Below are 22,447 nucleotides of genomic sequence, written 5' to 3'. Positions count from 1 at the left end.
ATAATAGGGAGTTAAGGGATAAATCAAAAGCAGTTTTGTAATTTTAAAATCAACACCCCCTAGAATGGTAAGACATATATTACTACTATTCATATATGTAGACATTCTCTAAAGGCGAAAAAAGCACCAACTATGAAAAAAAGTATATTAATCCTATTCTTAGCTTTACTAGCATTCAATTGTACTGAAAATAAGCAAAATAATGAACAAATTGAGGAATTGAGGCAATTACGTGCTGAACTTGACAGCTTAAATAAATTAAAAAGAGAAAACTCAAATACTATGAAGGAACAAATCGCAACATTCTTAACATTCCAAAAAGAAAATGCAGAACAGGCTATGAACTTTTATATAGGACTGTTTGACAATTCCAAAATTGTTGACCTAAAACGTTGGGAAAAGGAAGGACCAGGAAAAGAAGGAACAATAATGCATGCCACATTCCATTTGAATGGAAACCTGTTTATGTGTAGTGACAGTCCGGCAATACATGATTGGGGTTTTACGCCTGCTGTTTCAAATTATGTAGAATGCGAGGATGAAAGTCAACTTCAATATTTGTTCACAAAACTATCTGAAAACGGTAATGTGATGATGCCATTGAACAATTATGGTTTCAGTCAAAAATTTGGATTTGTCGAAGACCAATTTGGGATCTCCTGGCAACTGAATTTGCAATAAAAAATTCAGGTATTCGACCTATTTCAGGAATATGGAAACTGACAATACTACCATTATCGCAGTCGACCATGATGGAAATTCATATCTTGATTGTCACTCTGGTGCTGCAAATTGACCAGGAGACACTCAATACCCCTACCCTCTGGATGAAGGAATAGGTCCCTAAAAAAAAATAACAAGAGATTGTTTTAATCACATTAACACTTACAAAGAGTTGCCTTTAAACTGTGACCATAAGAAATAAACTACGCTCAATAACGAATATAAAAAATAGCAGGTACGGACTAAAACAAAAATGAGTGCTTTTCTGTTATCTTTGTTTTTAAACAAAAAGTACTATATATCTTTTATATGTACAACCATTAGTTACAAACTAAAAAATTATACAAACCAATTGGGGCTAGACAACAAGTTAATATTCTTCTTTAGTGCTTTAGGAGCTTTTAATAGCATTATACTCAGTGTTTATTTTTTATTTTTTGTCAAATCACCTGACAAGTCAAATTATTTTTTAGGTGGTTTACTTGCAGCCTTGAGTATTCGTGTTTGGAAATCCTTGTTCTTTTTCTTTAACCCTGAGCTTTCTAAAACATACTTGCAAATCGGGTTGTCTGCTTGTTTTTTTATAGGTCCATTTTTATATTTCTACATTAAGGCTAAGATTTTAAAACCTGATGAATCAATTAAGTTTTTAAACTTTCAATTGCTTTTCCTTCTACTCCTTATATTAAGTGTAGGAATTCTATATCCATATCAAACCAATATTGACCTTTGGATTAACTATTTCTACTACATTATTAATTTTCAATGGCTAGTATACATTGTTATTTCTACATTCTTGTTAAAATCTGTCATTCGAAAATTATTCTCCAAAAAAGAGACGTTGAACTATGATGAAATTTGGCTTGTCAATGTCTTCTTCGGCGTTTTAATCATCTGGGTAGCATACAATACAGCTGCCTACACCTCATATCTTATAGGGGCATTATCATTTTCTTTTATTTTTTATTTATCAGGGTTACTGCTTTATTACAAAAGAAAAAAAGAATTCATCGTTTCTGTAAAAAAGAAAAAGTATGCCAATGTTCAAATAAAAGAAACGGAAGCGAATCAGTTATTGGAAAAAATTGAATCCATACTAATCAATGAAGAGCTGTTTAAAAACCCTAACATCACAATGCCCGGTTTGGCTAAAAAGATTAATATCCGACCGCAATTATTATCACAGTTGTTAAATAACAATTTAAACAAAAGTTTTTCTCAATTTATTAATGAATACAGAATTGAAGAAGCAAAACAACTTCTAGAAACAAAACCTCATTTAAAAATTGAAACAATTGCTGAAGCTTGTGGGTTTAATTCGAACAGCACATTCTATACTGCATTTAAAAAAGTTACTAATACCACCCCTTCTAAATACACCGGCAAATAAGTCCATTTTTGCCTTCCTAATGTATACATTAGGAGTTCTAAACTATAATTCTGTTATAGTGTAAATAACTATTTCAACTAAAATTGCGGTCAAAACAAAATACAATTTTTATGAAATATTCTTTTTTAGTAATTAGTCTTATTTTTTTTCACTTTTTTACTTTCGGACAAACTGAAGAACATGCAATTAAAAATACCCTCCTGAATTATATAAATGGTACATCTTACAATCAACCTGAACTTATTAAAAAAGCATTTTATGCAGAAGCAGATCTCTTCTTAGATAACAAAAAAGACGAATTATGGATTGTGCCCATAAAAAAATATCAAAGCTGGTATGAAAATAAAAAACATGGGGAGTTCAATGGCCGAATCGGAAATATACTATCAATAGACTACAACAATACAATTGCTAGTGCAAAGGTAGAAATACTATTTCCTGATGATAATTCAAGATATATAGATTTATTTCTTTTAAAAAAGATAGAGAAGCAATGGAAAATTATCAGTAAAACAGCTGCAAAAGATAAAAGCAGTCGTGCATCTGTAGCAGACAGGATTTTATTTATCGTATCAAATGCGGCCTATTACGGAGATTCTGATATCCCTACAGGAAATAGCTTCTCCGAACTAGTAAATGCCTATGATACTTTCAAAAATGCCGGTTTTACAGTGGATTTTGTAAGCCCGAAAGGGGGAACTATCCCACTTTCATATATTGATACATCAGATTCATTGAGCGTACAATATCTATATAATTCCGATTTTATGTATGCTTTAAAAAACACAAACAAACCTGATGAAATCATTCCTGCTAATTATAAAGCCGTGCATTACATAGGTGGCGGAGCTGCGATGTTTGGAGTTCCGGAAAACAAAGAAATTCAAACATTAGTAATGACGATCTATGAGCAACATGATGGGATTGTATCGTCTGTCTGTCATGGAACAGCGGGAATTGTAAATCTAAAAACTAGAGAGGGTAATTATCTGTTTAAGAATAAAGTCGTTAGCGGGTATCCCGATTCATTCGAGAAACAAGATGCAGAATACTTTAGGCATTTTCCATTTTTAATTCAGAAAACATTAGAAAACCGAGGTGCTGTTTTTAAATTCTCTCCCAGAAATAAAGCGCACGTAGAAGTCGATGGGAAGTTAATAACCGGGCAAAATTATTTGTCATCCAGAGAGGTCGCCCTAAAAATAATCGAGAATTTAAATGAAGGAAAAAAATAGTTAGGTTATGAGGTATTCTATTAGGCAAAACCAATAGCCAACAGCATATAAAAACAACAGCGGTTTAGGAGTGAACTTAAACCGCTGTTGTTTTTATTAAGTATCTTGTCTAACTAAAAGTATTAACAACTACTGGAGTAACAAAATAATTATTTTTTCGTCTATTAATAAAAAGTTAAGAATGAAACAACTATACATAGCACTAACGTTATTTTTTCTTGCCGTAAATACTTATGGACAGGCAGCATTAGCAAAAGTAATCAATACTAATAAAGCCACGTTCTCATACCAGCAAGGTCAGTTCAAAGGTGATGGCTGGGATAAAATTATGACGGAGATTGCATCTCATAAAAATACATTAATTGGAGAAGACCACTTTTTTAATGAGATCCCATTATTTGTTTCTGAAATCACATCCAAAATAAAATTTGATAACTTTTTCTGTGAGATCGACCCGTATTCTGGAGATTTTATTTCTCAAAAAATACATAAGCTCCCTCAGGATAAGCTGGATCAATTTATTACGGATTATAAGTACGCATTTTCTTTTTATGCATTAGCATCCGAATTCCAGTTGCTGAAAAAATTGATAAAAAAAGGTACAAACATCATTGGTACAGATCAAATAGCATTAACCGCAGATGGATTAATAGCTTCTAAATTAAAAGAAATCACACAACATAAGAAAGCCAAAGAGCTTTATTCGAATATCGCAATAAACTCTAAAAAACAGTTTGAGTTGTTTACCTCTGGAAAAGGAAGCCCATATTTATTCACTGATGAATTTGAACAAAATCTACAAGAACTTGAAAAGCTTAAATTAAGTGCCAGTGAACAGAAGATCATAGCCAGCTTAAAACTATCTCGAGAAATATATCGTGACCAAAATCATCATCTGAGAATTCAATTGATGAAAAATGAAATACTAAAGAATATTGAAGCATTCAATACTGGTAAAAACTTATTCAAGTACGGGGCTATTCACGTAAACAAGGCTCAAAGCATATTAGGTGGATATGATATCGGTAATTTCGTCTCTAATATATCTGATGCAAATTTTGAAAGTTCCCTACACATTATGATAATAGGAAAAAATGGAATACAAGGAGTCCCTTTTGAAGGGATGGAACCTCAAAAAATAAACCCATCTGGTAATGACTTAAAGCATTATGCGCCTTTCTTTGAAGCTTCAGATGCTATACATTGGAGTTTATTCGATATTTCTCAGATTCTGAAAACAATTAAATCTGATAAACTTCAAATTGAGGATGAAACCTTAAAGAAAACATTGCATGGCTTTGATTATATTATTGTGATACCCAACGTTACCCCTGCTCCGTTTATGAATTAATATCCCGTATTGAACAATATTTTATCGAAAAAAAAGAAGTGCATGAAATCACCTACTATCTACGTACAAAGCTGTTAACAACAAGCAGAATGAAACCAGATATAACCAAAATAATATCATTTTTTGAAACAGAATACCCCCTCAATAGAGAAGGCTTAAAAGAGTTATTAGATTTATTCCGCACAAAAGAGCTCAAAAAGAACACTCTGATTCTTGCTGCAAACACCGAAGAAAATCAGTTACGCTTTCTAAACAAAGGGGTTATTCGAGAATTTTATGCCTCTGCCAATAAAGAAACTAACATAAATTTTTATACAAAACCACAATTTATTACCGATTTGCCTTCGTTTATCAACGATACCAAAACAAAAAAATATCAAGAGACGTTAACCCCTGTAGAGTTGTTGGTTATTGATAAAAATTCGTTTAGAAACATCCTAAAAAAATACGAATGTGGAAAGTCATTCATTGATCTGTCTTTTCGAAAACTATTAAAGCAAAAAGAACTGTTTGAATTCAACAGAATAACCAAATCATCCGAAGAATTATATAACGAGCTTCTGATTTACAAACCAAATTGGTTACAAACGATTCCTCAGTATCACATAGCTTCTTACCTAAATATTACCCCTGAAACATTGAGCAGGATTCGCAAACGTATTTCTTGATTCAAATCAATGTAATCAGAGAATTGACACTCTAATTTTGTCGTTGAGAAAAGATAAAATTATGAAAATACATCATTTGAGAAATGCTACTATGGTTATCGAAACCCACAACAAGGTAATTTTAGTAGATCCAATGCTTGGCAAAAAAGGAACCGCCGGTCCTTCCTTCACATTATTTAGGTATAAACCCAAACGAAACCCAATACTTGACCTGCCAATTAATGCAATGGAAATAGTGAAAAAAACTACACATTGTTTAATAACTCATGTACATCCCGATCATTTAGATAAAGAAGCCGAAAAGTTTTTAAAATCAAAAAACATTCCTGTGATATGCAGCTTTAAAGATAAAAAAACACTTCTTAAACGCCGGTTAAACATAACACAAGTAATTAATTATTGGGAAACTTCTGAGTTTTTAGGAGGAACAATCGAAGGTATCCCCGCGGTTCACGGCTACGGGTTTATAGCAAAACCAATGGGAGCTGTAATGGGGTTTTATATCCGATTGCCTAACGAAAAAACCATGTACATAAGTTCCGATACAATTTATACAGATGATGTTCACAAAGTACTATCTGAATACAAACCAGAAATTAGTATTGTAGCTAGTGGACGAGCTCAATTAGACCTTTTTCAACCATTATTAATGAAGATGGAGGACATTGTGACATTTGTTAAAAACTCCCCAGGAAAAGTAATAGCGAATCATTTAGAAGCTGTTAATCATTGTCCCATTACAAGAAAACAATTAACAGATGAATTGAGCAGGCAAGGATTGATAGAAAAGACATTAATCCCAGAAGATGGGCAGGTGATGATATTTAACTAATAGTCAATTCTAATAAATCCGCTACTATACATCCCTTAGATCATTATAGCTTGCCTCCCCTATTTTTAGTAAGTATTTCTTAAAAACAACAACAATTATTTGATATATCAATTATTTTTTTAATTTTATTTGATACATCAATTAAAATCAATCAAAAAACAGTAAAAATGAATAATCAAACCTTGTTAATAGTACTCTTCACCACCCTCTTATTTTCTTGTACAGAAAACAAAAAATCTACGCAATCCACAAAACAAGTACCGACGAACTATCAAGTCAAGATCGACAGCCTATTAGAAGCTTATGACAAAAACAATAAATTTATGGGGAGTATTATACTATCTAAAAATGGAAAAATAGTGTATAAGAATGCTGTTGGTTTTAGCAATATAAAATTAAACCAGAAAGCCGGTATACATACGAAATATTGTATTGGTTCAGTTACTAAATCATTCACAGCTACTTTAGTATTTAAGGCTATTGAAGAAAATAAACTGAAGTTAAACGAAACTATAGAAAGCTATTTCCCAAATATAAAAAACGCAAAAAAGATTACCATTGCTCATTTATTACAACACAGAAGCGGAATTCCGAGCTACACAAAAGACAAATGGTTTTTTGAAAACAGAACACAATATATATCCCCCAGAAAAATGGTGTCTAAAATCTCGGCATACGAAAGTAATTTTGAACCAAATAGTAAAGGGGAATACAGTAACTCTAACTATTTTCTATTGTCTCTAATACTCGAAAAAGTCTATAATTCATCATACAACAATCTTTTACAAGAAAAAATATGCATCCCTCTTCAATTGAATAACACATATGTAGGGAAAGAAATGAATCAAAATGAATCTTATTCATATACCTACGATGATATGTGGAACGAATTCTCTAAAACTAATTTATCGACGGCTAAAGGAACCGGGGCTATTGTTTCAACTCCGAAAGATTTAAATACTTTTTTTGAAAGCCTACTTAGCGGAACAATACTCTCAGAAGAAAACCTACAGTTGATGAAGGATGTAAAAGACAGGTTTGGAATGGGTCTTTTTAGATACACAATAAATGACAGACATGGGTTTGGACATCGAGGACGTATAGATGAATTTAGAGCTACTTCAATATATTTTGCCAGAGAAAAATTAGCCTTTACATTAATTTCAAACGGTGCTACAATCGATATTAATGGGGTATATCAGGAAATTCTCAAATTGTATTTAAATGATACTCCTATAGAAATATCAGAAAATGACGTAAAAAAATTTGTAGGGGTTTATGTATCTCAAAATGAACCTGACGAAAAAACTGTTTTTATTCAAGACAAGAATGTTTTAATTAACTTTATAAAAAATGAATTTAAAGAACCTTTAGTTTATAAAGGAAATAATCGGTTTGTTTTAGAACAAATGTATGCCGAGTCGATATCATTTACTTTTTCGGCAGATGGCAAACAAATGGTTTTTGAACAAAGCGGGAATACATGGAAATATACCAAAGAGTAAGTGGGTATTGCACACCTGTCTTTTTTGGTATTATACTAAAGTCCTCAACAAAACAGCAAACAAAAAAATTTTAAAATCAATCAATTATGATTTAAAAAATAACATAAGGAAACCTTGAAACATCACATCAGAGGCAACTATAACAGCTGTATAATTAAATGACCGGATCTATCTATGGTTATACACAATACTCACCATACAGAAAATTAGCAATCCTTATACAATAAAAACGAAAAACACCGTAACATTTTACAACGTTATAACATATATTAAACGTTGTGAGTAATCAAAAAACTAACATATGAAAATCAAGTTTGAGATATTATATCTTATTTTGTTAGTACTTAACAGTTGTGCTTCACAATCCAAAACGGATACACTGACTTTAATCGTTGATAAGGAAGCTGATACATTCCTAAAAGACACTCGATTTAATGCGGTTTCTATTGCTGTCTACTATAAAGGAGAAAGTTATATAGGTCATTATGGAGAACTGGATAAAAATCAGCGTAACAAACCAACTGATGAAACCCTGTATGAGATAGCTTCTGTCACCAAAACGATGACCGGATATTTAGTCGCATGCGCAATTGAAGAAGGAAAAATAGAATTAAATACTCCTATTTATGAAATTTTGGGGAAAGATTATAGAAATCTGATTTATAAAGATGAACCGATTCGAATGATTCACCTCATCACACATACAAGTGGTATCCCGTTAAACATTGGAGAAGTAAGCGCCTTATATCAAACACCTAATTTTGATAACTATTCAAAAGCCAAAGAAATACTCTCCACCTATAAAAAACAGAAACTGTTAGCTGATTTGAAATCATTAGAGCTAACAGAACCACCTGGAAAGGTGTATAGTTATTCTAATGTTGCTCCTAATTTAGTTGCACATATGTTGGAGGTAATCTATAACAAACCTTTCGAAGAGTTGTTAAAGACGAAACTATTTGTACCTGCAAAAATGAAAAACAGCTTTATCAATTTAGACAAAGACAAACAAGGATTCTTGGCGAATGGTTACAATGAGAAGCATCAATTAATGCCTAATTTTAAAGAACCCATTAATCTTTGGGGAGCCGCAGGGAGAGTTAAATCTAATTCGTTAGATATGTTGCATTATATCAAATGGCAATTAAATGCATCCAATTCAATAGTAAAAAGATCCCATAAAAAATTATTCAAAGACGTAGATAATATTTGGCTTGCTTATTTTTGGGATGTAATTGATGATTCTAATGGAACTCATATAGAACACCATGGAGGCATTTATGGAAGTCAAAATTGGCTAATGATTTACCCAGAGCATGAATATGGAATCTCGATAATCACCAATTCGAGTTTTCCCGAAGCAAATCAAATCATCAAACAAACTGCAAATCAAATAATTGAACAACTAAAATAATACTCCTACCATAAAAATTAAAACGGCAAGTGTGGCTGCATATCACACCTGTATTAAGCCAGATTTTACTAGCAATAAATGAATGTCCAATAAAAAAACAATAACGATATAAGATGATGAAGTTGTTAAACTCAATAGATATTATTGACGTCGCTTTTAATGAAGTAAACGATTCTAATCATGTCTATTTCAGGATGGACAGTACTATTCTGGCTATTGAAAAACTATCAGGAATATTGTTATGGGAACATGAAATTGAGTATTCAAGTCCTATAGGTACACATAGTATTTGGGTAACTGATGCCTATGTTATTTATGGAGCTGTTGATATCTCTACAAAAAAACAAATTTTAGGAGTTTTAGATAAAGAAGGAGAATTATTAAAGGTCATTGAAACTCCATACAGGATCTACAGTGATGGAATACATCCTAAACGGAAATTTCATTTAGAATTCTTATCAATTTCTATTGAAAATAATAAGAATTATTACTGCAGATTAAACTTAGCATTATTAGAAATAAGTGAAACAATAGAATTAGACAATCTTGTAGATACTGTTTTTATTGAGGAAGATATGATCTTTTTAAGTGGAGCTGACGGTGTTTTCCTATTAACTGATAATGAGACTAAAAAAGTTTATGATAAATCAATAATAAGAGTTATAAACTCTAAAAACAGTAATTGGCTCATAGAAGAATCAAACAAATCGAAAATGATTTCCATCAAAAAATGGAATAGCACAAGCGATTTATTACTTTCATTTGATGCTGAAGAGCTTAAAAAAGTTACATGGCAGTGCAAGACTATTTTTGATAATAATTTATTTGTTGTGGTTGAAGATATTCCAGGCATTAGCTGTTATAATCTAAAAACAGGGAGTTTGTCATGGGAATTTGGAAAGAACAGCTTTATGATTAATTCATATACTGTAGCTGAAGGCAAAGTATATATGATAGCGCAAGATCCAGAATTGGAAACACACGTATATGTACTGGACTCCTTGAATGGAGATTTAATAGAAAAAATAGAATCAAATGTAGAACCAGAATACATTACATTTATAGAAGAATCGTTATATATATCAGGCTTACTGGGGATAGAAATTTATAAATAAGAAAACAGATTACAATTTCAATGAAAAAAATGATCATTTTCTTTAAGCAAAAAGATAATTTTTTATTTTTTTGGGTTAGAAGTGCTTTGGTACTTGTAATACTATCTATAGTAGTCAATCACCTTACAGCACCTGAAAACTTTCCTCTAAATGAATCCTATAAATTCCCTTGGTTTCCCATCGTTATCTCAATCCTTCTCGGAAGTATCATTATAAGCATTGCTTATTTCAATTTTAACTATTTCAAAAAAACTCACTTCGTAGAAAAAATTAATACTCGCATACTTTTGCGCTTTTTATTCACGACTTTGGGATATATTTCAATCGTCTATACTATATTTTATTTTACATTAAATGGATTGATCCATGGTATCAAATCATATAATTTTTATCATCTGTTGACCGGGTTTTCTATTACACTTCTATTAAGTATCCTCGGAATTACTATTTTATTCGCATCTGATGTATATAAGCTGTTGAAGCTTGCATCTATAAAAGGAAAGCTTAAAGTTGAACACGCGGGCAAAATTACTTTGATCGGGTATAATGAAATTGCATTTTTTTTCACTGAAAATAAAATAGTATATCTCGTTAAAACAAATGGGACAACCATTAGCACAGATTTTACGTTAAATGAAGTAGAAGACAAAATCAATATGCACAGTTTTTTCAGAGCTAATAGGCAAACAATTCTTCACGCTCGTTCTATAGAACAAATACAACCCATAGCAAATGGAAAATTATTGTTATTGCTCAAACCAACAATTGCTAATCAAAAAGTCTTTCAGGTAAATATCAGTAGGTATAAAAAGCAGGCGTTTAAAGATTGGTTTGGAAATAAAATATAAATCAAGCTGATTATTCAGGTTCTTTTTTGATACCATTCAGTAAAAGTTACTGTTTTTCAACGGTTTTTCTTCCCGGATCGTTGTTATTTCGTTTTCAATTCTAAACGAATAAAAATATGAACAACACCTTTTTAACTACAAAATTAACCCCTATAGTAACTATCGCTCTTTGTTATATCTTATACCTATCAGGGTATTTTCAAATGACCATAGCAGCTGTATTACTATTAATCGCAAGTGCAATAGAATACAAAAAAGACCTTTTTAAATCTTTAGGTTTTCGGTGGAACAAGTCTAGCGCAAAAAATTTACTCCTAACAGCTCCATTACTTGGCACCTTGTTATTTCTATTCTATTACTACGTTTTAGTACCCGTGGTAACTCATTTTACTGGACATCCCATAGATTTTTCTGTATTCGAAGTTTACACTGGGAACTTGCCAGAAATACTCAAAATTCTAGTGTATGTTTGGATATCAGCTGCCTTTGCCGAAGAAATTGTATTTAGAGGCTATTTAATGAGCCAGTTTACGAAGTTTTTCGGTTCCAGCAACATAAGTCTTGTTTGTAATATTTTACTCTTTGGGCTTATTTTTGGTTGGGTACACGCCTATCAAGGAATTAGTGGGCAGATCGTGGCCGGCATTACCGGGATGCTGTTGGCTGTTATTTTTCATATCCGAAAGAATGACCTATGGTTCAACATTTCTATTCATGGTTTCCTTGACACCGTTTTTTTAATTTTCGTATATAATGGATGGTTATAACATCTAAGTAGAAATAAACGTATCTATAAGAAGACACTATACGATATTTGGCTTGCTCCAAACATTAAGAACTAGATTTGCTGCTTTATAAATTCATAAAAATCAAGGATACAGGTCATTTGATTAAAAAAGTTAGCGAATGTTAATACAATTAATAATCTGTACAAATAATTAAATGTGTTACTAATACAATATAAACTATAGTAAGGCGATAGATAACGCAAAATACCAGGTCATATATTAATGTTTAGCCTTCTTTTTTCTAAACACCATACACAGATGTGGTCCTTATCATAGAAATATGAACCACATTTAAGGAATAAACCGATACGAAGTTCTAAATATCAGTTTTCAATGATTTTCTGGCAATAGCTGCTATTACATATAGAATTAAATTGATTCATATATCCACTAAATGTTGAGAAGTTTGGGTTTTCTTATTGCTATTCTGTACATTTAAATCCATAATCAATTTGTATTACTACGCAAACTCACAATACCAAACATTTTGAAATCATTAAACAATGAATAAATACAGCTTTGTATCTTCTATACTTTTATTGATCCTGTTTTTAAATGCTTGCAAGACGAAGAATAAGAATGAAAATAACGTTGAAACACCCCTTATAGAAAGTGCTTATTTTGGTGAAGAACCACCTACATTAACTCCTACTCTTTTTGATCCCAAAATAGTATCTCCAGAAGGGAGGTTCGAAGGAGGAATATTTTCACCTGATATGAAGGAATTTTATTTTACCAGAAAAAACGGAAGATATAAAAAACGAACATTTTTTGTTATTCGATATGAAGACAATGGTTGGGGGCAAGAATCTGAAACCGATATAAAATGGCCACAATTCTCCGCTGATGGCAGTACAATGTATGTTGGAAAAAAGTATAGAAAACGAATTGATTCGGGTTGGTCAGCCCCCGAAAGCATGGGAACCTTCTTAGAAGAACAGGCACATGGTATGTCGGTTTCATCGAATGGAACTTATTATTTTCCTTTTTTTAAAAAAGAAGATAACGGTCATGGTAATCTTGGTTATTCACGCCTGATAAATGGCAAATATGAAGCCCCTGTAAAAATGAATGCCGAAATTAATACAGGAGAATACATCGCTCATCCTTATATTGCACCAGATGAATCCTACTTAATGTGGGATGTAGAACGAGAAGACGGCTATGGACAATCAGATATCTATATCAGTTTTAAGCATAAAGATGGTTCTTGGTTAACACCAATAAATATGGGACCAATAATAAATACAAAACTCCAGGAGAGCTCTCCACATGTGACCTATGACGGGAAATATCTATTCTTTACCAGAGGAGAATGGAAAGTAAAAAAAGATGGAACTCGTACTTATATAGGAAAAAGGTATTGGGTAAATGCTCAGGTAATAGAGAACCTCAGACCAAAAAAATAAATACATACCACAGCATCATAAATACATGGAGACGACAGTTGATATAAAATGCTAACTACTCTTGAGAAATGACTGAAACAATTAATAAACTTGAACAATTACTAAAAAAAGGAAGCGCCTATCTAGTACAATCTTCTGAATTGGAAATGAGTCGGAAAGGAGCTACTGAAAAATGGTCAAAGAAAGAGATCTTAGGACATTTAATTGACTCTGGGATTAACAACCTTCAAAGATTTACAGAAATTCAGTTTGAAAACAAACCCTATCGGATCAGAGGATATAATCAAGATGAGTTAGTCAAAGCAAATGATTATCAAAATTCTGACACCAAAGAGATTGTCGAGTGCTGGAATGCAATCAATAACCGAATTCTTAATTTAATTACGAAACAAACAGAAAAAACGCTGAATTATAAAATTGAATTCGAAAAAAATAAGGTCTCTGACTTGAGATTTCTGATGAACGATTATGTAACACATTTAGAACATCACCTGGAACAAATAATGAAATAAATATAATTTCCAATAGTATATAGCCCATCACATAATGAATTCACTTCGATGATACCCTTTCGATATTTTATAGAAAGTCCCTCAACGGCTTTCTCATAATGTATACACAAAACGTCTGCACGAATTTAGTATCAATGCATGTTTTAATATTTTTTTTTAAAAAATTATCGTTTTACAATAATTTTTTGTTCTTTTGAGGTAAATTATTATTCATCATCGATAATGAAGAAGACAAAATTTATTTCAAAAACACTCTATGTAGTGACCTCACTATTGGCATTTCTCTATTTTGTAACAACAGCATATGCTATAGGTTGTAAAACATTAGGCATAAACATTCATCACACTCAAAAACAGGAAGTTATTGAATACCCGTTTACTGATATCCCTTTTCTTCTTTTGCATGATACCTGGAGGTACTGGATATTTTCATTCTTAATTCCGTTACTATTCTATACACTGTTTTTTTTCTTTTTATCTAATGTTTTTAAAGTGTTTTTCCAGCCAAGGATTTTTACCAAATCAAATATTATACATCTAAAACGTTTCTATTGGCACAACTTATTTGCCTCAATTATTTTGATGTTTATCGCCTATCTTTTTGTAGAATTGGAAACACCCGTTTTTATAATTGTTTCATTACATATATTTCTCGGTATTTTCGTGTTTATTCTATCGGAAATATTTAATCAAGGGCTTCATCTTCAAAACGAACAAGACTTATATATATAAAGTATGGCAATTATTATAAATATAGACGTTATGCTTGCCAAACGTAAAATGAAAAGCAAAAATTTGGCACAACAAATTGGTATTACTCCTGCCAATTTATCGATTCTAAAAACAGGAAGAGCAAAAGGGATTCGATTTGAGACCCTGGATGCTATCTGTAAAGTACTGGAATGTAAACCTGGTGATATTATTGATTATATAGAATAGTTCCTCCAAAATAAAATAACATGAATACATTAAATATCCACAATGTATCCCTTGTCTACAGCAACGGGTACCAGGCGCTTAATGCCTTAACTATAGAAATAAAGAATGGAATTTTCGGGCTGTTGGGTCCCAATGGAGCAGGCAAATCCTCATTAATGAAAACCATTGTAGGACTACAAAAACCTTCAGAAGGGACAATAACGTTTAATAACCAGGATATTGTTGAAAATCCAATTGAGATTCAAAAACACCTGGGGTTTTTACCGCAATATTTTGGGGTATATCCAAAGATATCTGCCTACAATTTACTGGAACATTTAGCCAAGTTAAAAGGTATAAATCATCCACAAAAAAGGAAAAAGCAAATTATAACCCTATTAGAAAAGGTAAACCTTTTAGATGCTAAGGACAAAGCCGTACATACATTTTCGGGAGGAATGAAACAACGCTTTGGTGTAGCACAGGCATTATTGGGGAGTCCTAAAATTGTTATTGTAGATGAACCCACCGCAGGTTTAGACCCCGAAGAGCGAAACCGTTTTAACACATTATTAAGTGATCTCAGCGAAGACATCATTATTATACTATCCACTCATCTAGTAGAAGATGTTCGGAATTTATGCTCTACCATGGGAATTATGAAGCGGGGAAAACTTATTGTACAAGGAAAGCCGAAAGATTTTATCAAACAACTACAAGGAAAATTATGGAGTAAGGAAACTGAAAAAAACGATATATCAGCTATCGAAACAAATTATAAGGTTATCAATACCCAATTAGTAGAACGCGTGATGAATGTCACAGTAGTTGCCGACGAACAACCCGATAGCTTTCAAGCGATAAATCCAACTTTAGAACATGTTTATTTTAATTATTTGTCATGATGGTAAAAGCAGTTATTAACAACGATGTATTCAGTGTTTTTCATCAAAAATTTGCCTATATTGGAGTACTACTTTTATTGAGCATAGGCTATTTTGTAGGGTTTCAATTCAAAATCTCATTAGGAAAACACCTTGCTATAAACGCACCTTATAACCTTGGATATATCATAGGTTTATTGAGTCTATTACTTATTTTTATTGCTACGATTCTGGTGTTCCTTGTATTATTTAAGGAGAAAGATGCTAATTTTGGTTTCATTGTATTTACAACTCCTGTCCGGAAAAAAGCTTTTGCCTTCTCTCGATTTTTCTCCTTTTATGCATTAACTGTTTTAGCTTTTCTTACTATTAGTATCGGATTCACTATCGGGCTTCAAATAAAACTAGCTCATACTGAGAACAGTGGTTTTTATTTGTGGCATTTTGTGTATCCTTTTATCGTCTTTGGGTGCCTTAACGCACTACTTGTCTGCTCATTACTTTTTTGGGTTGCTCAAAAATTTCAGAATAAACTATTGGTTGCCTTATGCGGATTGACATTGTATATACTCTACATGATTATCATGCTATTTTCTAATGCTCCTTTTATGGCACAGGCATTACCACAATCGCTACTTGCGCAAAAGATTTCAGCCTTTACAGATCCCTTTGGACTATCTGCCTATTTTATGGAAAGTAAAGATCTTACCATTGCACAGCGAAGTACAATGGTAGTTCCTTTTACTCATTACTTTGCAATAAACCGTTTACTATACCTAACATTTTCTTTTATCGGTATTTACTTTAGTTGCAGAACATTTTCTTTTGTTCCTAAGTCAACAAGAAAAAACAAGGTATCTAGAAAAATGAGAAGAGCAGTACTATCACATATCCATTCTTCTTTTACTCCTATAAACCCCATTTTCAGTATCAAATCAACCTGGCAATCCATAGGTTCTTTTTTTAAGATAGACATCTTATACTTATTCAAAAGTACAGCATTGATAGTCGTTTCGGTACTCCTACTCTTCTATCTTGGAATAGAATTATATTCCGATATTGATATGGGGATTCGATTTCCCGAGAACTATGCCTCTTCAGGGCTTTTGGCGCAAACCATTAATGGCATTTTTTATCCAGTTGGTGCTTTGGTCTTGGTGTATTTTGTAAATGATACCTATTGGTGTAGTGAAGCCTCGGGGTTCTCTATTATTCAGGATACCACCTATTATTCCAATCAAAAATTGATAGGGCATTTTGGTAGCCTCACCCTATTAGTTACTTTTTTGACTGTTTTACTTTTAGCTGAAGCCATCCTATTTCAATTCATTTACAACTACCCTGTTTTTGATTGGAATGCCTATTGGGGTGTGATTGTATATAATACATTTCCACTTTTATTACTGCTTGGTTTTTTACTATTCATCAACAATTTGGCTACTACAAAAACGTTGGCATTAGTCATTTCTATACTATTCTTTTTCTTCTTTGCTACGCCTATCTCAAACTACATCCTCCATAACTCGTTATTTCGATTCCTATCAGGTTATCTCGGTACGTATAGTGATTTTATAGGATACGGTCCGTATTTACCTGTTTTTGGATTGCGTTTGATCTTTGGTTTTTCAATGCTCAGTGTTCTATTTATAACTCATTTTCTTATACAACATACAGGAAAAAAATGGATTGGATTACTCCTTCTTTCTCTCATGCTTTGTATAGGTCTTGTGTCTTCAAAATCCTATTTGAACGGCTACAATTTACAGGATAAGGAAACTCTTTTATCTGAAATGGCAAACTATGAAAAATTGTACAGAAAATTTGAAACTATACCACAACCAACCATTAAAAATGTTATCACTGAAATTGATTTATTTCCAGAAAAAAAATCCTATACCATCAAGGGACAGTATCTGATTAAAAATCTACATGCTGTTCCGCTGGATTCCTTGTTGATTTCTATCCCAAAGGATTTCGAGATTCAATCTATGATCTTCCAAACCAAAAATCGAACACTTCGGTTAAAAAACTCGGATAATCTACTGATACTAGAACAACCGATACAACCAAATGATTCCACTCAACTTTCGTTTACACTTCATTATCAATGGCTGCCAGTTAACGGGCACCAGCCTTTTAATGCAATTATTGATAATGGTTCATTTATGCGGATCAGTCAATATTTTCCCTTTTTCGGCTATGATGCAGACCGTGAAATTAAAGACGAAGATACCCGTAAAAAATATGGTTTAGGAAAAGTGACTGATATAAACCCCTTGGAAGCCGAAAGAACTTATATAGATACGTTTATCGATCTGAAAATGCAAATTTCTGTGGATGACAGCCAAATTGCTATCGGTACAGGAATGCTTCATAAAAAATGGCACGAAAACGGAAGATCCTATGTTCAATATGAAGCCGAGAATATTCCATTTCGCTTTGCGTTGTCTTCTGCCGGATATAATGTAAAAAAAGCAATATATAAAGGAGTTTCTATTGAGGTCTATTATAATCCTCTACACGATCAGAATGTAGATGAACTGATCAAGAACGCTATGCTTACCTTAGCGTATTGCAACAAAAACTTTGGTTTATATCCGTTTGATTCAATTGTTTTTGCTGAAATTTCTTCTTTTTCTCAGGGATTTAATGGAACTGCTTATCCCGGAGTTGTTTTTATGACAGAGAATATGGCATTTCACGCCCATGTAAAAGCAGGTGATAATCAAGACGTGATTAATGAATTAGCGGGTCATGAAGTTGCTCATTTTTGGTGGGGAAACAATCAAATTGCCCCTGACTACCGAGAAGGATATGCCATGCTTACCGAAAGTTTGGCTATGTACACCGAAATGATGATTTATAAACAAATGCATGGAAATGATAAGATGATAGAACGTCTTGCTGTACAAAAGCAGATTTACGAGGCTCAGAAAGGTTTTCATGCGCCTACTCCCCTAATAAAAGCTACAAAAAAACATACCGATATTGCTTATAATAAAGGAGCTATTGTCTTTGTAGAACTAAGTCAACTCATTGGAGAAAACACGCTGAACCTTGCGTTAAAAAACTTTTTAAACAACTTTAAATATCCAAACTCTAAACCGATTTCAACAGATTTGTTAGAAGAGATTCTAAAAATTTCAGATGTGAAATATCATCAACAGATCAATGATTTGTTTTGGAAACCCTAAACCTACAACCATTACACATATAAAAAATAAGACGATACCTACTTCAATAAAAATGAGTTTTATAAATTTAAGGTCAGTATTGATCAGAAAAATAAGTCCCTAAAAATTCACTGCTTTTCATACTAAAGACTGTTAACCTTCATCATGTTGAAAATGAAAGAAATTAAAATATTCAAAGAGGAGTCAACCATTTCCCTTCGGGAAATTAAAGATGCAGAAGAATTATGGAATAAAAAATTCCCAAGTGATTTTAAATCCTTTTTACTTAAATATAATGGAGGAATCCCCTACCCTAACCATCCTACAATACATTCGGAAAACGATGCTGAACTATGGTCCATTGAACGATTTCTAAGCATTGGAGATATAATCATTCAGAAAAAACATCCAATGACCTATACCCTTCATGACATTGAAGCAGAAGACTTTGTTCCTCATAACCTCAACAATGACGAAATATTGGTTTTTGCTTTTGGCGATCGAGGGATCTATTTCATGAGTCTGCAACAGCATCAATACGGTCAGATCTATTTTGCAAACTATTCTGGAGGAGATGGCATCGTAAAAATCAATACCAATTCATTTACTGAGTTTTTCAACTCACTCACCATTGCTTCCTGGTATGAAGAAGAATATGATCCTGATTTTGATTTTAAAGAACTTCATTATTCTGATAATAAGATATTTCAATATTACTTTTACTACACTCCAAATGATCCTGATTTGGGATTACAAAGATTTAAAGAAGTCTTTGCCATTTATGGAGATATACAACCGCCAGAAGATGGATATCCTAATATTCCACAAAAATATGTTGATGATAGACTAAAGCTAGATTTTCTATTGAAACAAGGTTGTAGTACGGATGGACTACTTCTCTATGCAAAAAAAGCCTCAACTATTCACTACTTAGTTGAAGAGTTACGATTAGATATTAATAAGATGTATAAGGGTCGATATCCTTTACAAAATTATCTAACAACAACATATCAGGCAGAAATTAAATCTAATTATGAATTAATAAGCGAATTACTGGAAATGGGAATTGAAATGGATTGGTCTATTTCCGGAACTAAAATTGATCAAAGTGTGGATGCGACGATGACAGAAAAGTTACGACTACTGAATGATGAATACTTGAACTATGAAATCCAAGATAAGGAATGGTGGGCTAAAAATGGAAAACCTAGTGGTCATATTCCTTTTAAAAAGAGTAAATATATTGCTGACAAATTGAATACCTACAAATCTAAAACGTAGATGTATCCTGTTTAAAAAAACTGAAATAAATAAAAATAATATGATCCCGTTTAATGACCTTCTTTTATTTGGATTCGCAGCCTTACTAATGGTACTTTCGCCTGGACCAAATATGATTTACTTGATCTCAAGATCCCTATCCCAGGGCAAAAATGCTGGAATAGTATCTCTTTTGGGAGTCATGAGTGGATTCCTGTTTCATATTCTGATGGTTTCATTTGGTTTAACTGCTATATTTTTTGCAATTCCTTATGCTTTTATTGTGGTAAAATTTCTCGGTGTTGGGTATCTTCTTTACTTAGCGTATAATTCAATAAAATCTGAAAATAAAATCTTTGACGTTCATCAGCACTTAAAAGCTGACAAACCAATTAAACTGTTTAATATTGGTTTTATGACCAATGTTCTAAATCCTAAAATGGCTGTATTTTATCTGTCGTTTTTTCCACAGTTTATAAAACCTGAAAATGGGACTATTTTGAGTCAGAGCTTTCAATTAGGCATTATTCAAATACTTATAAGTTTCACAGTAAATCTATTGATTGTTATTTCTGCCGCTAGAATGGCAACCTGGTTTTCGAAAAAGCCTATTTGGTTGCGGATTCAAAAATGGTTTATGGCATCAATATTAACCGGACTTGCTGTAAAAATGGCACTGACAAAAGCAAAATAATATCATAAGCAACTCTCCGAAGGAAGTCCACAAAGCATTCAAGGGAAACTATTATAAAATATTTCGACACAACAAATATCGTAGCATTTGCATCTCACTTGGTGAGTAAAACTAAACTTTATGAAATTTAAAACAATATTAATTCCTATAGCAATCACAATTTTTATAAGTTGTTCAAAAGAAAATAAAACCTTCACAACTCCTGAAATAGGCTGGACTATGGCTTTTATAGATAATTGGGAAATTGAAAGTTCCAGAAATTTAGATAAAGACATAAAAGAAGGAATAGAAAAGATAAAAGAATCAGGAATCACTCCTAATATTACAGGAAAGGAAATTAAATTAATAACATTTCGCAAAAACACTATTTCAAAATTTCAATCAACTATTATTCCCTTTAAGGAAAGTTATAAAAACGAGTGGCACGATAAGTACCCCTTGATTAAAAAGCATATCTATGATATTTTCAATGCACAAGAGGTAACAGTTGATTCTACCTCTAATAAAGAAACCATCGACGGGGTTCCTTTTGAAGTATTCACGCTTAAAATCTATCAAAATAACAAACAAATAATGGAGCAAAATATGTATCGGACATATTTAAACGGATATGATTTTATAATAAATATGACGAATGACAGACCCCTATATAAAAGACAGATGCTAAGAACATTTAGAAAATCAAAATTTAGCAAACTTGACGAATAATATTTATTCCCATATTAGGCTACATTTCCGTGAAGATTACTACAATAGTCATAATGTATAAAGCTACCTTATCAAACTGTTTTTACACTTCACAGCCTGCATGTTAATCTGCATTAAATTTAGAATTGTAACAATTTGAAAAAACGTTGTCTAATAAAGAACCAACAGATGAAACAGCAAAATGAATCTCAATACTATCAATACTGAAACAAAATCAACCGATTACAAAGGGTTTCTTTTTGATCTGGTAGTATACATTTCTATAATGTTTTTGGTTAGAGAAATCTATCTCCCACAGGTCGGGTTTATAGCCAATGGTCTTTTTTGGTCATTCATTACCCTAGCGGTAGCAACATGGAGAATGAAAGCAAGAAATGTTACCTGGAAAGAATTAGGCTTGCGAAAACCAAATAACTTATGGGGTGTATTAGGAATTGTAATTTTAATTCTTGCGACTACAATGATTTCATTAATCGCATTTAATATTTTAATAGACCATTTACCGTTTTCCTTAGGAGCAGATACCTCATCAGAAAGTGCTGTTTCTAAATTTGGGAATCTCAAAGGAAATTGGTCGCATTTTTTTCTCATCATCCCTTTTATCCTACTGGAGTCAATGTTAGAAGAATTGTTAGACAGAGGCTTTTTAATGAACTGGATTGAAAAATTGTTTTCTGCGAAATCTATCGCTACTGTAATTGCTGTGGTACTACAAGCTGCAATTTTTGGTTTTAGACATTCTAATGATTTTTCTGAAAGATCAATTACCGTTGGTATAATTGGTCTAATTATGGGAATAGCCTATGTAAAATTTGGTCGAAACTTATGGCCACTAATTATTGCTCATTGCATACTTAATGCCGGCTCTATGATGGGAAGGGTTTTGGAATAAAAGAACAGACCGCAATACGATAAAAACATAAAAACCAATGCTTTTTACGCTCAAAAAAGAACAACGGATCAGCTATACAAAACCATTACTTATATTTACCCAAACCTATGAACAAAATAAAACAGTAA

21 protein-coding genes are annotated in these 22,447 nt (G+C 32.4%); all 21 read left to right on the top strand.

Features of this window, described 5'->3' with window-relative positions:
- Positions 1-132 precede the first annotated feature (132 nt).
- Positions 133-681: a VOC family protein gene (locus HN014_RS14985; RefSeq protein ID WP_254884017.1), complete on the top strand. Its 549-nt coding sequence runs from the start codon at positions 133-135 to the stop codon at positions 679-681.
- 394 nt (positions 682-1,075) lie between these two features.
- The gene (locus tag HN014_RS22555; RefSeq protein WP_217704335.1) at positions 1,076-2,113 is read left to right on the top strand and encodes a helix-turn-helix transcriptional regulator; all 1,038 of its coding nucleotides are present in this window, start codon (positions 1,076-1,078) and stop codon (positions 2,111-2,113) included.
- Between the two features lie 110 nt (positions 2,114-2,223).
- Positions 2,224-3,348 carry a nuclear transport factor 2 family protein gene (locus HN014_RS14975; RefSeq protein WP_176029661.1) on the top strand — a complete coding sequence of 375 codons (1,125 nt, stop codon included), beginning with the start codon at positions 2,224-2,226 and terminating at the stop codon, positions 3,346-3,348.
- A 181-nt stretch (positions 3,349-3,529) separates the two neighbouring features.
- Positions 3,530-4,699: a hypothetical protein gene (locus HN014_RS14970; RefSeq protein ID WP_176029660.1), complete on the top strand. Its 1,170-nt coding sequence runs from the start codon at positions 3,530-3,532 to the stop codon at positions 4,697-4,699.
- Between the two features lie 89 nt (positions 4,700-4,788).
- Entirely contained in the window at positions 4,789-5,367 is a 579-nt protein-coding gene (locus tag HN014_RS14965; RefSeq protein ID WP_176029659.1) for a Crp/Fnr family transcriptional regulator, read from the top strand.
- Between the two features lie 61 nt (positions 5,368-5,428).
- Complete coding sequence (locus tag HN014_RS14960; protein WP_176029658.1) at positions 5,429-6,199, top strand: MBL fold metallo-hydrolase; 771 nt, start codon at positions 5,429-5,431, stop codon at positions 6,197-6,199.
- 167 nt (positions 6,200-6,366) lie between these two features.
- Positions 6,367-7,704 (top strand): serine hydrolase, encoded by a 1,338-nt coding sequence (locus HN014_RS14955; protein ID WP_176029657.1) that lies wholly within the window; start codon positions 6,367-6,369, stop codon positions 7,702-7,704.
- A gap of 301 nt (positions 7,705-8,005) precedes the next feature.
- Positions 8,006-9,118, top strand: coding sequence for a serine hydrolase (locus HN014_RS14950; protein WP_176029656.1), 1,113 nt, complete (start codon positions 8,006-8,008; stop codon positions 9,116-9,118).
- Positions 9,119-9,231: 113 nt separating this feature from the next.
- A complete protein-coding gene (locus HN014_RS14945) occupies positions 9,232-10,233 on the top strand; it encodes a PQQ-binding-like beta-propeller repeat protein (RefSeq protein ID WP_176029655.1) in 1,002 nt (333 codons plus the stop codon).
- A gap of 20 nt (positions 10,234-10,253) precedes the next feature.
- The gene (locus HN014_RS14940; protein WP_176029654.1) at positions 10,254-11,081 is read left to right on the top strand and encodes a LytTR family DNA-binding domain-containing protein; all 828 of its coding nucleotides are present in this window, start codon (positions 10,254-10,256) and stop codon (positions 11,079-11,081) included.
- 116 nt (positions 11,082-11,197) lie between these two features.
- Positions 11,198-11,848 (top strand): CPBP family intramembrane glutamic endopeptidase, encoded by a 651-nt coding sequence (locus HN014_RS14935; protein ID WP_176029653.1) that lies wholly within the window; start codon positions 11,198-11,200, stop codon positions 11,846-11,848.
- A 524-nt stretch (positions 11,849-12,372) separates the two neighbouring features.
- Positions 12,373-13,278, top strand: coding sequence for a hypothetical protein (locus HN014_RS14930; RefSeq protein WP_176029652.1), 906 nt, complete (start codon positions 12,373-12,375; stop codon positions 13,276-13,278).
- A gap of 68 nt (positions 13,279-13,346) precedes the next feature.
- Positions 13,347-13,790, top strand: coding sequence for a DinB family protein (locus HN014_RS14925; protein ID WP_176029651.1), 444 nt, complete (start codon positions 13,347-13,349; stop codon positions 13,788-13,790).
- A gap of 222 nt (positions 13,791-14,012) precedes the next feature.
- Positions 14,013-14,522 (top strand): DUF2975 domain-containing protein, encoded by a 510-nt coding sequence (locus tag HN014_RS22815; RefSeq protein WP_176029650.1) that lies wholly within the window; start codon positions 14,013-14,015, stop codon positions 14,520-14,522.
- Positions 14,523-14,525: 3 nt separating this feature from the next.
- Positions 14,526-14,729, top strand: a complete 204-nt coding sequence (locus HN014_RS14915; protein WP_176029649.1) for a helix-turn-helix transcriptional regulator — start codon at positions 14,526-14,528, stop codon at positions 14,727-14,729.
- A 20-nt stretch (positions 14,730-14,749) separates the two neighbouring features.
- Positions 14,750-15,613, top strand: a complete 864-nt coding sequence (locus tag HN014_RS14910; protein ID WP_176029648.1) for an ABC transporter ATP-binding protein — start codon at positions 14,750-14,752, stop codon at positions 15,611-15,613.
- Positions 15,610-18,786: a M1 family aminopeptidase gene (locus HN014_RS14905; protein ID WP_176029647.1), complete on the top strand. Its 3,177-nt coding sequence runs from the start codon at positions 15,610-15,612 to the stop codon at positions 18,784-18,786. Before HN014_RS14910 ends, HN014_RS14905 begins: the two co-directional genes overlap by 4 nt.
- Positions 18,787-18,939: 153 nt before the next feature.
- The gene (locus tag HN014_RS14900; RefSeq protein ID WP_176029646.1) at positions 18,940-20,046 is read left to right on the top strand and encodes an SMI1/KNR4 family protein; all 1,107 of its coding nucleotides are present in this window, start codon (positions 18,940-18,942) and stop codon (positions 20,044-20,046) included.
- A gap of 40 nt (positions 20,047-20,086) precedes the next feature.
- Positions 20,087-20,719 carry a LysE family translocator gene (locus HN014_RS14895; protein ID WP_176029645.1) on the top strand — a complete coding sequence of 211 codons (633 nt, stop codon included), beginning with the start codon at positions 20,087-20,089 and terminating at the stop codon, positions 20,717-20,719.
- A gap of 120 nt (positions 20,720-20,839) precedes the next feature.
- Positions 20,840-21,427 (top strand): hypothetical protein, encoded by a 588-nt coding sequence (locus HN014_RS14890; protein ID WP_176029644.1) that lies wholly within the window; start codon positions 20,840-20,842, stop codon positions 21,425-21,427.
- 181 nt (positions 21,428-21,608) lie between these two features.
- Positions 21,609-22,319, top strand: a complete 711-nt coding sequence (locus HN014_RS14885; RefSeq protein ID WP_176029643.1) for a CPBP family intramembrane glutamic endopeptidase — start codon at positions 21,609-21,611, stop codon at positions 22,317-22,319.
- Positions 22,320-22,447 lie beyond the last annotated feature (128 nt).

The organism is Aquimarina sp. TRL1 (assembly GCF_013365535.1).
In the GTDB taxonomy this organism is placed as follows: Bacteria; Bacteroidota; Bacteroidia; order Flavobacteriales; family Flavobacteriaceae; genus Aquimarina; species Aquimarina hainanensis.
The sequence above is the reverse complement of the archived record's forward strand: the minus strand, read 5'-3'. Positions and strand labels throughout refer to the sequence as shown.